At 63.8% G+C, this 13,345-nt stretch carries 12 protein-coding genes; 5 read left to right on the forward strand and 7 right to left on the reverse strand.

Annotated features, from left to right (window positions below; all coding sequences use genetic code 11):
* The first annotated feature begins 2 nt into the window (after nt 1-2).
* From CFB49_RS09790 to CFB49_RS09805, 4 genes are all read left to right on the forward strand, one after another.
* The gene (locus CFB49_RS09790; RefSeq protein WP_089491248.1) at nt 3-458 is read left to right on the forward strand and encodes a helix-turn-helix domain-containing protein; all 456 of its coding nucleotides are present in this window, start codon (nt 3-5) and stop codon (nt 456-458) included.
* A complete protein-coding gene (locus CFB49_RS35620) occupies nt 433-1,029 on the forward strand; it encodes a hypothetical protein (RefSeq protein ID WP_143329277.1) in 597 nt (198 codons plus the stop codon). The genes CFB49_RS09790 and CFB49_RS35620 overlap by 26 nt, the downstream gene beginning before the upstream one ends.
* 337 nt (nt 1,030-1,366) lie before the next feature.
* The gene (locus tag CFB49_RS09795; protein WP_069620828.1) at nt 1,367-1,618 is read left to right on the forward strand and encodes a hypothetical protein; all 252 of its coding nucleotides are present in this window, start codon (nt 1,367-1,369) and stop codon (nt 1,616-1,618) included.
* 830 nt (nt 1,619-2,448) lie between these two features.
* Nucleotides 2,449-2,724, forward strand: a complete 276-nt coding sequence (locus CFB49_RS09805) for a hypothetical protein (RefSeq protein WP_089435108.1) — start codon at nt 2,449-2,451, stop codon at nt 2,722-2,724.
* A 252-nt stretch (nt 2,725-2,976) separates the two neighbouring features.
* On the opposite strand, the gene phaR is transcribed toward CFB49_RS09805, so the two are convergent.
* The 6 genes from phaR to CFB49_RS09835 all read right to left on the reverse strand — a co-directional run bounded on the left by phaR (nt 2,977) and on the right by CFB49_RS09835 (nt 10,104).
* The gene (gene phaR / locus CFB49_RS09810; protein ID WP_006485265.1) at nt 2,977-3,543 is read right to left on the reverse strand and encodes a polyhydroxyalkanoate synthesis repressor PhaR; all 567 of its coding nucleotides are present in this window, start codon (nt 3,541-3,543) and stop codon (nt 2,977-2,979) included.
* Between the two features lie 118 nt (nt 3,544-3,661).
* Nucleotides 3,662-4,402, reverse strand: coding sequence for a 3-ketoacyl-ACP reductase (locus CFB49_RS09815; protein ID WP_006491801.1), 741 nt, complete (start codon nt 4,400-4,402; stop codon nt 3,662-3,664).
* A gap of 149 nt (nt 4,403-4,551) precedes the next feature.
* Nucleotides 4,552-5,733 (reverse strand): acetyl-CoA C-acetyltransferase, encoded by a 1,182-nt coding sequence (locus CFB49_RS09820; protein WP_069620830.1) that lies wholly within the window; start codon nt 5,731-5,733, stop codon nt 4,552-4,554.
* A gap of 99 nt (nt 5,734-5,832) precedes the next feature.
* On the reverse strand, nt 5,833-7,695 hold the full coding sequence (locus tag CFB49_RS09825) for a PHA/PHB synthase family protein (RefSeq protein ID WP_069620831.1): 1,863 nt from the start codon (nt 7,693-7,695) through the stop codon (nt 5,833-5,835).
* A gap of 354 nt (nt 7,696-8,049) precedes the next feature.
* The gene (pgeF, locus tag CFB49_RS09830) at nt 8,050-8,889 is read right to left on the reverse strand and encodes a peptidoglycan editing factor PgeF (RefSeq protein WP_089491250.1); all 840 of its coding nucleotides are present in this window, start codon (nt 8,887-8,889) and stop codon (nt 8,050-8,052) included.
* Between the two features lie 6 nt (nt 8,890-8,895).
* On the reverse strand, nt 8,896-10,104 hold the full coding sequence (locus CFB49_RS09835) for an RluA family pseudouridine synthase (RefSeq protein WP_069620832.1): 1,209 nt from the start codon (nt 10,102-10,104) through the stop codon (nt 8,896-8,898).
* A gap of 41 nt (nt 10,105-10,145) precedes the next feature.
* On the opposite strand from CFB49_RS09835, the gene CFB49_RS09840 reads away from it, so the two are divergent.
* Nucleotides 10,146-10,970, forward strand: coding sequence for an outer membrane protein assembly factor BamD (locus CFB49_RS09840; protein WP_046545840.1), 825 nt, complete (start codon nt 10,146-10,148; stop codon nt 10,968-10,970).
* A 123-nt stretch (nt 10,971-11,093) separates the two neighbouring features.
* Here CFB49_RS09840 and CFB49_RS09845 read toward each other — a convergent pair whose 3' ends face one another.
* Nucleotides 11,094-13,343 carry an ATP-dependent DNA helicase gene (locus CFB49_RS09845; RefSeq protein WP_089491251.1) on the reverse strand — a complete coding sequence of 750 codons (2,250 nt, stop codon included), beginning with the start codon at nt 13,341-13,343 and terminating at the stop codon, nt 11,094-11,096.
* Between the last annotated feature and the right edge of the window lie 2 nt (nt 13,344-13,345).

Genomic DNA, 13,345 nt, shown 5'->3' on the forward strand with positions numbered 1-13,345 from the left:
TCATGGGATACTTGAATAATAATACCGAGATTGCTAAGAAAGTTTCGGAAAACGCGGAAACGTTGACCAATCTGCGCAGACTCGATCCTGCAATCCAGATTCGAAGTCTCATGAGGGAAAAGCAACTCAAAAATTCGGATATGGCCGCGCGCGTCGGCGTATCGGAAGAGTGTATTTCTCGATGGTTGAAAGGCCAGGCGAATATCCAGATTGATTCTCTTTATAAGCTCGCTGATGCGCTCGAGGAGCCTTTGACGATCTTGTTTGGAGATCATTCCCAATTGACGGAGAAAGAGCAAGAGGCGAGTCACGTTGCTGAAGGCGGGATCGATATGATCATCGCAGGTAACGTCGATTCAGATGCATTGATCTCTCTCCGCTCTAGGGCTGCTGCAAACGATAAAAATCGCTATATCGAGAGGTGCGATACGTATGAAACCGTCGCCGCTTACGCTTGAGCGACTCGAATTTTCCACGATCTCTATCGAAGTTAATCGAGATTACGAGAACGGCGAGACGAATGCACTTCCTCAACTCGCGTTCGATTTTCGCGGAGTCAATTTCAGACGGAGCGCGCTTTTGCGCTACCCTCACGAAGAGGCAGCAGATCCGAAGCATTTTTTCTGCGAGTTTCGTTTAAAAATAACGAAATCTGATCAGAAGAAAATCATCATCCCCTATGAACTGGACATAGAGGTTTCGGCGCTGTTTACGTACCTTGATGATAGATTTACCGGCGCCGAGCGATTTCGTGCGGTGCGGTTTACTGCGTATCAAATGCTATACGGGGCTATCCGCGAGATGGTGTCAAATTTGACAGCGCGGTCCGTTTTCGGAATGCTCCAATTGCCATCGGCCGATTTCCGACAAGCTTCAAGGGAGGACTCGGAGAAGGATGAAAAGGAGAGACTCGAACTCTTGGCAGAACAGACGCCCTCGCCCAAGCCACAGCTATCGGACAAAACAGCCATAGATCCCCCTCCTGCAAAAAAGACACGCTCCAAGAGGAAAAACCCTCCGTCAGAGTGACCTAAAGGCCCGCGCAAAGCGGGCTTTTTGCTACTGTACCGGACACAGGCTCCAGGTGCATATCAGTACAGCCTATGCAACGAGGTAGTGCTCTCAAGGCATGAACAGGTGTTTATCTCGCAGCGGGCAGCCACATCAGTTTATTTATGCTGATCTTCGGGCACCCGAGGGATACGAACCCTACTTTGGGGGATTGGGACATCTGGAATGGGGGGCGTGGCAGCAAAAGCGTGAGTTTACAGCGATTTAGGGTCCAGCGACCCAAAATGAATGACGGGCGCGCCGCTATGCGAAAATCGAAGCCATCGCTCTCTTCCATCCACTCAACGGGGCTCGCATGACCACCCACATCACGATCGAATTCACCGAACACGCCGCAGAAGCCATCGGCGAACAGACCAGCACCAGCTTCTCCTACGACCAGGGTGCCCACGTGCCGCAGCCCGGCGACTTCGTGGAGCTCGAAAATTCCCGGCAGACGTTTCTCGTGATCGGCCGCGTGTTCTCGCTCAAGGCCAACTACAGTGCGGTCAAGCTCGTTCTCGATCTGCCGCCGCCGGATGGCGAAAACGGATTCGATCCGGAGTGATGCCCCCAATTCCGTGACGAAGTCGCAAAAAGTCCACCGAAGCAGACCCGTACTCGATCCGATGCTCACTTCGGATACGTCGCTGCCGTCAGGCACCGGTTGAACCAGACCGCATCGTCGCCATCGCCAATCAGCCGCAGCGCCGCATCGAGTTGCGGCCGGCCGGTTGTCGGCGCAGGCGCGTGACTATCGCTATCGACTGCCCACTCACGCACGCAGCCTGCATACCACCGTTATCGCAGGCCTGCGCCAGCGCCTCGCAGAACGCCGCCGGGCGAAGCATCCCACCATCGACCGCACTCACCGCGGCACTGACAAGCCGCACCGGCGGCCCAATCCTCGCTCTGGCTACAGACACGTGCACGATGCTGCACGTGTATCGCATCGAAACACGCATACGAAACGTATGCGCCCCGCGCATCGCCCGTGAATATGCCCCTTTTACAGCATCGACTGCCCGCCTCAATATCGAAGGCCATTACTCGAAAAATCCGGCCAAACAAATAAAAATAGAGAAGTAAATAAAAATAACCACAACCCACAACACAACAAAAATCATCAACCGAAAATAGTCGATTGATTTATTTTACTTCAACCGCCCACCAACTCCATCCCTGCCCAACCGCACAACATAATTCACCCGAATAGTTTAAAACACTCAACAATCCAAAAAAACCATTTCCAAATCCGCCACCCCCATTCAACACCCGATTAATCTCCGATACATTTCACATCGATCAGACATCGGCACCTATTCGGCCAGCCAATACTGAACCGTGCATGACCCGCATCACAACCCCAGCAATCCACTCATTCACCAAGGAAAGACCATGAGAAAACTCGCGGCCACCCTCGTTTGCGCCATGACGCTTGCTGCATCCTCGTATGCATCTGCGGAATCGCTTTGCAAGGCAGGCAAGATCGACAAGATCGAAACCGATACGAGCGGCAACCTCCTCGTCTCCATCAACGATGGCATTTACTCGTTCAGCGCCAAGGAAGTTTTTCCGATCATCTACTCGGCATTTTCCGAAAACAGAAATCTCTTTATTTACGGAAATAACTGCTCGAACGGATCGGCGGCAAGCCGCTTCGCGGTTCGATAAGCCGGCCGAAAATCCGGCCATCGGTATCTTTTACAATCAGCGCTTTATCTGATATTCGGCCGACCGGGTTTTGCCGGTCGGCCTTGTGCGTTTTAATTCGCACTGAGGCGCTACAGCACGACGACGCCCATGCCCTCGCGGGCAATGCCATCGTGCGGATGATCGTTCCGCGACGCGGCCCGGTGCCGTCCCGTACGGGCCGTCCCGCGCGATGCCGGCGTGACCCGTTGCGTGTCCACGCCGGCTCACCGCTTACTTCTTTTCGGGCTCCGACGCGCCCGGCTGCTTGAACGGGAACGTGCTGAACATCGACTTCGCCTGGTTCTGCATCTGCTCCTGCATCTGCACGAACATGTTCTTCGACTGCTCGATGTAGCTCGTCATCATCCCTTGCATCATCGGCGCCTGCATGTTCATGAACTGCGACCAGACTTCCGGATTCATCGCGTTACCTTCGTAGAGGTTCTTCGATTGATCCGCGAGCTTGTTCTGGATGTCGATGAATGCCTGGATGTTCTTTTCCAGGTACGTGCCCATCATGCCCTGCATCGCATGACCGTAGAAACGGATGATCTGCGACAGCATCGACGACGAGAACATCGGCACGCCACCGCTTTCCTCTTCGAGGATGATCTGCAAGAGGATGCTGCGCGTCAGGTCTTCATTGGATTTCGCATCGACGACCTTGAAATCCTCCTGCTCCAGCACGAGCTGCTTCACGTCGGTCAGCGTAATGTACGTGCTTGTCTCGGTATCGTAGAGCCGGCGGTTCGGGTACTTCTTGATGAGCCGTTCGGCCGTCTTCTTTGTAGTAGTCATGTAACGCCTTTGAGTGCAGCGTAGCGCAAGTGACGAATCCCCGCCGCCCGAATCCGGGAGGCGGGGGCCTTCGGAAAACGCCCGGCTGCGCGGCCATCCAGCCCGCGCAGCCTGGACGTCAGCCCATGTGCAGGCCGCCGTTCAGCGAGAAGTCGGCGCCCGTCGCGAAGCCGGAATCGTTCGACGCGAGCCACGCGACGATCGAACCGATTTCCTCCGGCCCGCCGAGACGCCGCACCGGGATCGTCGCGACGATCTTCTCGAGCACGTCCGGACGGATCGCCTTCACCATGTCGGTGCCGATGTAGCCCGGCGACACGGTGTTGACCGTCACGCCCTTCGTCGCGACTTCCTGCGCGAGCGACATCGTGAAGCCGTGAATGCCGGCCTTCGCGGTCGAGTAGTTGGTCTGGCCGAATTGCCCCTTCTGGCCGTTCACCGACGAAATGTTGATGATGCGGCCCCAGCCACGTTCGACCATCCCGTCGATCACCTGCTTCGTCACGTTGAACAGGCTCGTCAGGTTGGTGTCGATCACGGCCGTCCAGTCTTCATGCGTCATCTTGCGGAACACGACGTCGCGCGTGATGCCCGCGTTGTTGACCAGCACGTCGATCTCGCCGACTTCGGCCTTGACCTTGTCGAACGCTTCCTTGGTCGAGTCCCAGTCGCCGACGTTGCCTTCCGATGCGATGAAGTCGTACCCGAGCGCCTTCTGGTCCTCGAGCCATTTCACCCGGCGCGGCGAGTTCGGGCCACAACCTGCAACCACCTTGAAGCCGTCTTTCGACAGGCGCTGGCAGATGCTGGTGCCGATGCCGCCCATCCCGCCCGTTACGTACGCAATTCGCTGAGACATAAATCTCACTCCATTTTTTGGTTTCGAGAGCTGCCTGAAGCCCCCTCTGACTTCACGTGACGCCGGCCGAAGCCGCAATCGGCCCGCGCACGGATTCGATTCGCCAGTGGCGAACGGCCGGTTCCGGAGAGCCGGTTACGGACGGCCGGTCACGGACGCTCGACCGCGAGCGCGACGCCCATCCCGCCGCCGATGCACAGCGACGCCAGCCCGCGCTTCGCGTCGCGCTTGACCATCTCGTGCAGCAGCGTCACCAGGATCCGGCAGCCCGACGCGCCGATCGGATGGCCGATCGCGATCGCCCCGCCGTTCACGTTCACCTTCGACGTGTCCCAGCCCATCTGCTTGTGCACCGCCAGCGCCTGCGCCGCGAACGCTTCGTTGATCTCCATCAGGTCCAGGTCGCCCGGCGTCCAGCCCGCGCGCTCCAGCGCACGGCGCGACGCCGGCACCGGGCCCATGCCCATCACGCTCGGATCCACGCCCGCGTTCGCATACGCCTTGATCCGCGCCAGCGGCGTCAGGCCCAGCGCCGCCGCCTTCTGCGCCGACATCACCAGCACCGCCGCCGCGCCGTCGTTCAACCCCGACGCGTTCGCCGCCGTCACCGAGCCGTCCTTCGCGAACGCCGGCTTCAGCCCGGCCAGCGACTCCGCCGTCACGCCGTGACGCACGAACTCGTCGGTCGCGAACTGCAGCGGCTCGCCCTTGCGTTGCGGGATCGACACCGGCACGATCTCGTCGTCGAAACGCCCGGCCTTCTGCGCGGCTTCCGCCTTGTTCTGCGACAGCGCCGCGAACGCGTCCTGCTCTTCGCGCGTGATCCCGTATTCCTTCGCGACGTTCTCCGCCGTGATGCCCATGTGGTACTGGTTGTACACGTCCCACAGCCCGTCGACGATCATCGTGTCGACCAGCTTCGCGTCGCCCATCCGGAACCCGTCGCGCGAGCCCGGCAGCACGTGCGGCGCCGCGCTCATGTTCTCCTGGCCGCCCGCGATCACGATCTCCGCGTCGCCCGCGACGATCGCGTTCGCCGCCAGCATCACGGCCTTCAGGCCCGAGCCGCACACCTTGTTGATCGTCATGCCCGGCACCGCGCTCGGCAGCCCCGCCTTGATCAGCGACTGCCGCGCCGGGTTCTGCCCGGAGCCGGCCGTCAGCACCTGGCCCATGATCACTTCGCTGACCTGGTCGGGCTTCACGCCCGCACGCTCCAGCACCGCGCGGATCACCGTCGCGCCCAGTTCCGGCGCCGCAATCTTCGCGAGCGAGCCGCCGAATTTGCCGACCGCGGTCCGCGCGGCCGATACGATCACTACATCCGTCATTTCCCTTTCCTCCAGACCCGCACGACACGGCGCATCGTTACCGGCCCTGTTAAAAAAACTGCGGTGCGCCGGACAGCGTGCGCCGCTGCCCGGTTTTCGTCAATCGCGCTGCAATACGTAGCGCCCCGGCGCCGGCTCGATCACCGGGAATTGCGCGGAACCCGGCTGGGCAGGCGGCGCGACCTTGCGGCCGCCGTACGCGTCGAGCCACTCGACCCACGTCGTCCACCAGCTTCCCGGCTGCTCGGTCGCCGCGGCGAACCAGTCGTCCGCGGATTCGGGCAGGTCGTCGTTGACCCAGTAGCTGCGCTTCTTCTTCGCCGGCGGATTGATCACGCCCGCGATGTGCCCCGATGCGCCGAGCACGAACTTCAGCGGGCCCGACAGGATCGACGTCGATGCGTAGGCCGTCTGCCACGGCACGATGTGATCCTCGCGCGAACCGTAGATGAAGGTCGGCACGTCGATCAGCGACAGGTCGACCGATTCGCCGCACACGGTCAGCGCACCCGGTTCGCGCAGCTTGTTTTCGAGATAGGTATGGCGCAGGTACCACGCGTACATCGGGCCCGGCAGGCTCGTCGAATCGCTGTTCCAGTACAGCAGGTCGAACGGCGCGGGCGTGCGGCCCTTCAGGTAGTTGTCGACGACGTAGTTCCACACGAGATCGTTCGGCCGCAGGAACGAGAACGTGTTCGCGAACTCGACGCCGCGCATCAGCCCCGGTTGCGCCCCGTTCTTGCCGCCGATGGTCTGCTCGCGCATCTGCACGTGCGCCTCGTCGACGAACACGTCGAGGATGCCCGTATCGGTGAAATCGAGCATCGCGGTGAGCAGCGTCATCGACGCGGCCGGATGTTCGCCGCGCGCGGCGAGCACCGCGAGCGCGGTCGCGAGCATCGTGCCGCCGACGCAGAAGCCGAGCGTGTTGATCTGCTCGCGGCCGCTGACCTGCTGCACCGCGTCGATCGCCGCGAGCAGCCCTTCGTTCATGTAGTCGTCCCACGTCTTGTGCGCAACCGATGCGTCCGCGTTACGCCACGACACGAGGAACACCTGATGGCCGCTCGACAGCGCGTGCGCGACGAGCGAATTCTCGGGTTGCAGGTCGAGGATGTAGAACTTGTTGATGCACGGCGGGACGATCAGCAGCGGCCGCTCGAACACCTTGTCCGTCTTCGGCGTGTACTGGATCAGCTGGATCAGGTCGTTCTCGTACACGACCGCGCCTTCGGTACACCCGAGGTTCTTGCCGACCACGAACTGCGATTCGTCGGTCTGCGAAATCTTGCCGCGCTGCAGGTCGCCGAGCAGGTTCATCATCCCTTGCCGCAGGCTTTCGCCGTGCGTCTCGAGGATCGATTTCTGTGCATCGGGATTGAGTGCGAGGAAGTTGCTCGGCGCGGCGGCGGCCGTCCATTGCTGAACCGTGAAGCGGATGCGCTCGCGCGTCTTCGGATCGGTCTGCAGCGCGTCGGCCAGCTCCTGCAGATAACGTGCGTTGAGCAGATACCAGGCTGCCGCGAACGCGTGCGCGGGCGATGCCTTCCACGCGTCGCCGCTGAAGCGGCGGTCTTTCAATTCCGGCGACTCGAGCTTCGCGGCGGCCGCCTGCTGCATCAGCGCCATGCAGTCGCGCGCGTAATCGGCCTGCAATGCCTGGAGCCGTTCGGGCGGAATCGCGGCCACCGGCAGCTTCAGCCCCGCGAACGGCGACGCCATCGCGCCGAAGTCGGGCATCGACGGCATCTGGAACGGAAACGACGTCGGAAACTGGAATGTCGCGAACGGATTGACGGAGGCCGACACCGTCGCGGCACGCGCCGGATCGGCAAAACCGCGCCATGCGTTCAACCACGACTCGAACATCTGCTGCATCGGCTGGGCGGCCGGATCGAAACCGGCGCTGCCCGCGGAAGTGCCCGCATGCGCGGACGTCGACGAATTTTTCGATGCTGTCATTACCTGCCTTACCGGTGATTCGTGAGCGTCAATCGTGAAATCCTGCTCGCGCGCGGCGTGCCGGCTGCGAGCCGGGCCGTCATGCTCTGGAGAGGCGTCTCCAGATTCTGCCGCAGTGCGGTATTTTTATCATTATCGTTTTCCCCCATGTGAAGCGCACGGTCAAACCACTGAACATTTCCGCACCGAGATAATCCGCGCACGACAGACGGGACAAGGGTTCCGGCAAAACATAAAACATTTTTTCCGGCTTGACCGCGGGATTTTTCATTCAGTCGCGCATGCAACGCTGCATTGTCGCCTCAATATCGAGATAACCCGATTTCGCGGCGCAACAAAACCACGCGCGCACCGTCAATCGGCCAGCCAGATTGCCGCAGCCATGCGGCCCGTCACGCGGTCGCGCCGGTACGAATAGAAGCGCGCGCGTTCGGCGACCGTGCACGCCGTCCGGCCGCTCACGTGCGCCACGCCCGCACGCACGAGGCGCAGGCGCGCAAGCGCGTAGAGGTCGGCCAGAAACTTGCCGGGCGCGCCGTCGATCGCGACGAACGCATGACGGGTTTCATCATGCTCCGACTGCGGAGCCGTGTCGAGAAACGCATCGCGCACGTCGGCGCCGACCTCGAACGCCTGCGGGCCGATCGCGGGCCCGAGATACGCGTGCAGCGCGTCGGTCGTGCCGCCCGCGAGCGCCGCGACGCGCGCGGCCGTCTGCTCGACGATGCCGGCCGCGAGCCCGCGCCAGCCTGCATGCGCGGCGCCGACCGCACGGCCCTGCGCATCGCACAGCAGCACGGGCAGGCAATCGGCGACCATCACCACGCAGACGGCGCCTGGCCGGTTCGTGACGCTCGCGTCGGCCCGCACCGGCGCCGTGGCAGCGGGCGCCGCGGCGATCACCTCGTCCGCCAGCACGATCCGCGCGCCATGAACCTGCTCGAGCCACGCGGCGCCCGACTGGCCCGCGAGGGCGAGCACGCGCGCGCGATTGACGGCGACATGGTCGGGATCGTCACCGGTATGCAGGCCGAGATTCATCCCGCCCGGCAGCGCGGCACCGTCCCGCCAACGCCCGTACGGGCCTTCGCTCACACCGCCGTCGCGTGTCGTGATCACCGCGCGCACGCGTGGCGACACCTGCCAGTCGGGCTGCACGCAGTCCTGCCACGTCAACGGCGCCAGCTTCGTCATCGGCACTCACTCCTCCTCGTCGTCCAGGTACGGCTCGTCGTCGTGATACTCGCCGCCGAAATCGTCATCGTCGTAGACACCGTCGTCGTCGTCGAATTCCTCGTCACCCTGCCCGAAGCCAAGCGCCGCGACCAATGCGTTCATGTCGTCCGGCAGCGGGCAGCGCCACTGCATCGCCTTGCCCGTGACCGGATGCACGAGGCCGAGCCGCCACGCATGCAGCGCCTGTCGCGCGAACCCGTCCGGCAGCGGCGCGACCGAGCGCTTGCCGCGCGCACGTCCGTAGACGGGATCGCCGAGCAGCGGGTGCCCCGCGTGCGCGCAATGCACGCGAATCTGGTGCGTGCGGCCGGTCTCGAGATCGCACTGAATCGCCGAAACCGGCTGACGTTGCCACAAGCATGTGTCAACCGTGCGGAAATGCGTGCGCGCGGGCTTGCCCGACGCGCCGGTGACGACCGCCATGCGCGTGCGCTCGCGCGGGTCGCGGCCGATCGGCGCGTCGATCGTGCCCTCCTCGGGCATCGTGCCCCACACCAGCGCGAAATAACGGCGCTTCACCGTGCGGGCCTGCAACTGGCGCACGAGGTCCGTCTGCGCGGCCAGCGTGCGTGCCACGACCATCAGGCCGGAGGTTTCCTTGTCGAGCCGGTGGACGATTCCCGCGCGCGGCAGGCCGGCCGCCGCGTCGCCGTAGCGATGCAGCAGACCGTTGAGGATCGTGCCGCTCCAGTTGCCGGCGGCCGGATGGACGACGAGGCCGGCCGGCTTGTTGATGACGACGAGCGCGTCGTCCTCGTAGATCACGTCGAGCGGCACGGGCTCCGGCGTGAACGCGAGCTGCTCGGGCAGCAGATCGGGTACGAGCTCGATCTTCGCGCCGAGCGGTACCGGCTGGCGGATCTTCGCCGGCGCGCCGTCGACGAGCACGCGCTGCGCCTCGATCCAGCTCTGCAGGCGGCTGCGCGAGAATTCGGGGAACAGTTGGGCGAGCGCCTTGTCGAGGCGTTCTCCCGCGAGCGACAGCGGCACTTCGACGACGCGCGGCGCATCGTCGGCCGCCGCGGACGGCACCACGGGCGGCTGCAACGCGTCGCCGGCCAGATCGTCATCGAGGGAATCCCCCGACGCAGCGTCGGCGGGCCGATCGCTTGGGCTATAATCTTCGCGATTTGGTGTGCCCGGCTGGGCATTCTGCGAACTTGAACGGGTCATTTAGACTGGGTCACCGAGACTTGAAGCTAGGACATGCGAGCATGATGAATTCGACCAAACGCACGGCCAGAACCGTCGCCGCCCGGGCTGCGGCGGTAGCGGCCGCGGCCCTCATCGCCGGCTGCCACGGCTTGCCGCAGAAGCAGGACGAGACGGCTACCTGGTCGAACAACAAATTATACTCAGAGGCCCAGGACGCACTGTCCGGCGGCGACTGGGGCAAGTGCGCGAAATATTTCGAATCGCTGCAAGGCCGCGATCCGTTCGGCCATTTCGCGCAGCAGGCACAGATCAACGTTGCATACTGCAACTGGAAGGACAACGAAGCGGCAGCCGCCGACCAGGCCGTCGATCGCTTCATCCAGCTCCACCCCGATCATCCGGACATCCCGTACGCGTACTACCTGAAGGGGATGATCCACTTCAACGACGATCTCGGCCTGTTCGGGCGCTTTTCCGGCCAGGACATGAGCGAGCGCGATCCGCAGGCGCTGCGCGAATCGTACGATGCGTTCAAGGTCGTCGTCGACCGCTTCCCGAAGAGCAAGTACGCGCCCGACGCGGCTGCACGGATGCGCTACATCGTCAACGCGCTCGCATCGCACGAAGTGCACGCGGCCGACTACTACTACCGTCGTGGCGCGTATGTCGCGGCCATCAACCGCGCGCAACTCGCGATCAAGGACTACAAGGGCGCGCCGGCGATCGAGGATGCGCTGCACATCATGATCCTGTCGTACGGCAAGCTGAATCAGCCGGAACTCGCCGAGGACACCAAGCGCGTGCTCGCCGGCACGTTCCCCGACAGCCCGTACGTGACCGGCCATTCTCGCCCCGGTACGAAGAAGTCGTGGTGGCAGTTCTGAAGCACGGCGCGATGTAACACCCGTTGCGCACGCAAAAAACCCGGCCATCGAGCCGGGTTTTTTTTATGGGCGCCGCATTCGGACGGCGCCGGGGCGTTCACACGACACGCGCCGCGCGTGCGGTCACGCGCGCTTGTCCGCGCGCTGCTCGTCGAAGAAATCCTGCACGACCGCGATCTCGCGCGTGCGCTTGAACGGCGGCAGGCTTTGCCAGATCCGGCGCCCGTAAGGCTTGTCGACGAGCCGCGTGTCGCAGATCATCAGCACGCCGCGATCCGTCTCCGCACGAATCAACCGGCCCGCGCCCTGCTTCAGCGTGATCACGGCCTGCGGCAACTGGTGCACGGCGAACGGGCTCAGCCCCTTCTTCGTCAACGCGTCGAGCCGCGCGGCCAGCACCGGATCGTCCGGCGGCGCGAACGGCAGCTTGTCGATCACGACCAGCGACAACGCATCGCCGCGCACGTCGACGCCTTCCCAGAAACTCTGGCTGCCGACCAGGATCGCATTGCCGTACGCGCGGAAGCGGTCGAGCAGCTCGGTGCGGCTTGCGTCGCCCTGCACGAGCAGCGGCGTGTTCCAGCCGCGCGATTCGATCACGTCGCGCAGTTTCGACGCGATCCGGTCGACCGCGCGCAGCGTCGTGCACAGCATGAACACGCCGCCGCCGGATGCCTCGATCGCGGGCAGCGCGGCATCGAAGACGGCATCGGTAAACGCCGGCGACGACGGCTGCGGCAGATTGCGCGGCACGTACAGCAGCCCCTGCGACTGGTAATCGAACGGGCTGGCGAGTGTCATCGAACGACGCGAGCTGAGGCCCATCTGCGCCGCGTAGTGCGTGAAATCGCCGCGCACCGACAACGTGGCCGACGTAAACACCCATGCGCGCGGCACGCCCGCACGCTGCTTCGCGAAAATCGGCGCGACCGACAGCGGCGTTTCGTGTAGCTGCACGGTATGCGCGAACACCTCGACCCAGCGCACCTTCTCGTTCGGATCGCCGTCGGATGCCGAGTTGCCGCCGGCCGCTGCCGCGTCGGCCTGCGCGGCTGCCTCCGCCGCGCCGGCCGCGACCCAGCCGGCCAGCAGGTCCTGCAGCTCGCGCGCGCGCCGCAGGCACGCACCGAGCGATTCCGCGCGCTCGGCCTGGCCCGCGAGCGCCGATGCGAGCGCGTCGAGCGCAACGTCGAGCGCGTCGAGCGCACCGAACATCGGGTGATCGTCGCCGAGCTGCGCGAGCGACATGCGCACGATCTGGTCGTTCGCGAACGCGAGGCGCAAGTCGCGCGCCGCGCGCTCGAGATCGCCGCCGAGCTTCACCCACTCGACCGCGTCGCGCGCATGGCTCAAGCCTTCGGCCACCGTGTCGCGCGCGAGCTCGAGGATCTGCGTCGTCGACAGCGTCTCGCCGAAGAACAGCGTCGCCGTCTCCGGCAACTGGTGCGCTTCGTCGAAGATGATCGTGTTCGCGTTCGGCAGCAGTTCGGCCATCCCCGTGTCGCGCAGCATGATGTCCGCGAAGAACAGGTGATGGTTGACGACGACGACGTCGGCCTGCTGGGCCTCGCGCCGTGCCTGCATCACGAAGCATTCCTTGTAGTGCGGGCATTCCTGGCCGAGGCAGTTGTCGCGCGTCGACGTGACCATCGACCATACGGGCGCGTTTTCAGGCACGCTTGCGAGTTCGGCCTTGTCGCCGCTCTTCGTGATTTTCGCGAAGCGGACGATTTCCTGCAGATACGCGGTATCTTGCCGCGACGGCAGCCGGCCGTTGTCGGCCGTGCGCTGCAGGTAGTAGTGGCACAGGTAGTTGGCGCGGCCCTTGAGCATCGCGACCGTCACCGGCACCGCCAGCGCGTTGCGCACGGTCGGGATGTCGCGCTGGAACAGCTGGTCCTGCAGATGCTTCGTGCCGGTCGACACGATCACCTTGCCGCCCCACAGCATCGCGGGCACCAGATACGCGTAGGTCTTGCCAGTACCCGTGCCGGCCTCGACGATCAGCGTGTTGTCGCCTGCGTCGCCGTCGGACTCGGCTGCCGCGGCATCCTCCGCGGCCGGCCCGCCCGGCTTGTCGGCGTCGCCCAGGCGGCGCGCCGGCCGCTTGCGGGTTTCGAAGATCTCGGGCTCGGGCATCCGGCGCGCCGACGCTTCCATCGCGGACGCGACCGCGCGCGCCATCTCGATCTGCGACGTACGCGGCCGATAGCCGTCGAGCGCGCGCGCCAGCAACCCGCCTTCGCCGAAGATCGTGTCGAGTTCGTCGACACGCTTGCGGCTCAGCTCGAAGGTGCCTTCGGGCGCACGAGCGCGCCCGGCGGACGTCGTGTCACGCCGGGCATCGGGGGTGGCTTCAAGCGGTGAATTCAAGG

The organism is Burkholderia sp. AU17457, assembly GCF_002223255.1.
In the GTDB taxonomy this organism is placed as follows: domain Bacteria; phylum Pseudomonadota; class Gammaproteobacteria; order Burkholderiales; family Burkholderiaceae; genus Burkholderia; species Burkholderia sola.

What these genes read in the sequence shown, in the direction of transcription:
- CFB49_RS09790 (WP_089491248.1), top strand. Translation starts at nt 3, where the DNA reads ATGGGATACTTGAATAATAATACCGAGATTGCTAAGAAAGTTTCGGAA.
- CFB49_RS35620 (WP_143329277.1), top strand. Translation starts at nt 433, where the DNA reads ATGAAACCGTCGCCGCTTACGCTTGAGCGACTCGAATTTTCCACGATC.
- CFB49_RS09795 (WP_069620828.1), top strand. Translation starts at nt 1,367, where the DNA reads ATGACCACCCACATCACGATCGAATTCACCGAACACGCCGCAGAAGCC.
- CFB49_RS09805 (WP_089435108.1), top strand. Translation starts at nt 2,449, where the DNA reads ATGAGAAAACTCGCGGCCACCCTCGTTTGCGCCATGACGCTTGCTGCA.
- phaR (WP_006485265.1), bottom strand. Translation starts at nt 3,543, where the DNA reads ATGACTACTACAAAGAAGACGGCCGAACGGCTCATCAAGAAGTACCCG.
- CFB49_RS09815 (WP_006491801.1), bottom strand. Translation starts at nt 4,402, where the DNA reads ATGTCTCAGCGAATTGCGTACGTAACGGGCGGGATGGGCGGCATCGGC.
- CFB49_RS09820 (WP_069620830.1), bottom strand. Translation starts at nt 5,733, where the DNA reads ATGACGGATGTAGTGATCGTATCGGCCGCGCGGACCGCGGTCGGCAAA.
- CFB49_RS09825 (WP_069620831.1), bottom strand. Translation starts at nt 7,695, where the DNA reads ATGACAGCATCGAAAAATTCGTCGACGTCCGCGCATGCGGGCACTTCC.
- pgeF (WP_089491250.1), bottom strand. Translation starts at nt 8,889, where the DNA reads ATGACGAAGCTGGCGCCGTTGACGTGGCAGGACTGCGTGCAGCCCGAC.
- CFB49_RS09835 (WP_069620832.1), bottom strand. Translation starts at nt 10,104, where the DNA reads ATGACCCGTTCAAGTTCGCAGAATGCCCAGCCGGGCACACCAAATCGC.
- CFB49_RS09840 (WP_046545840.1), top strand. Translation starts at nt 10,146, where the DNA reads ATGATGAATTCGACCAAACGCACGGCCAGAACCGTCGCCGCCCGGGCT.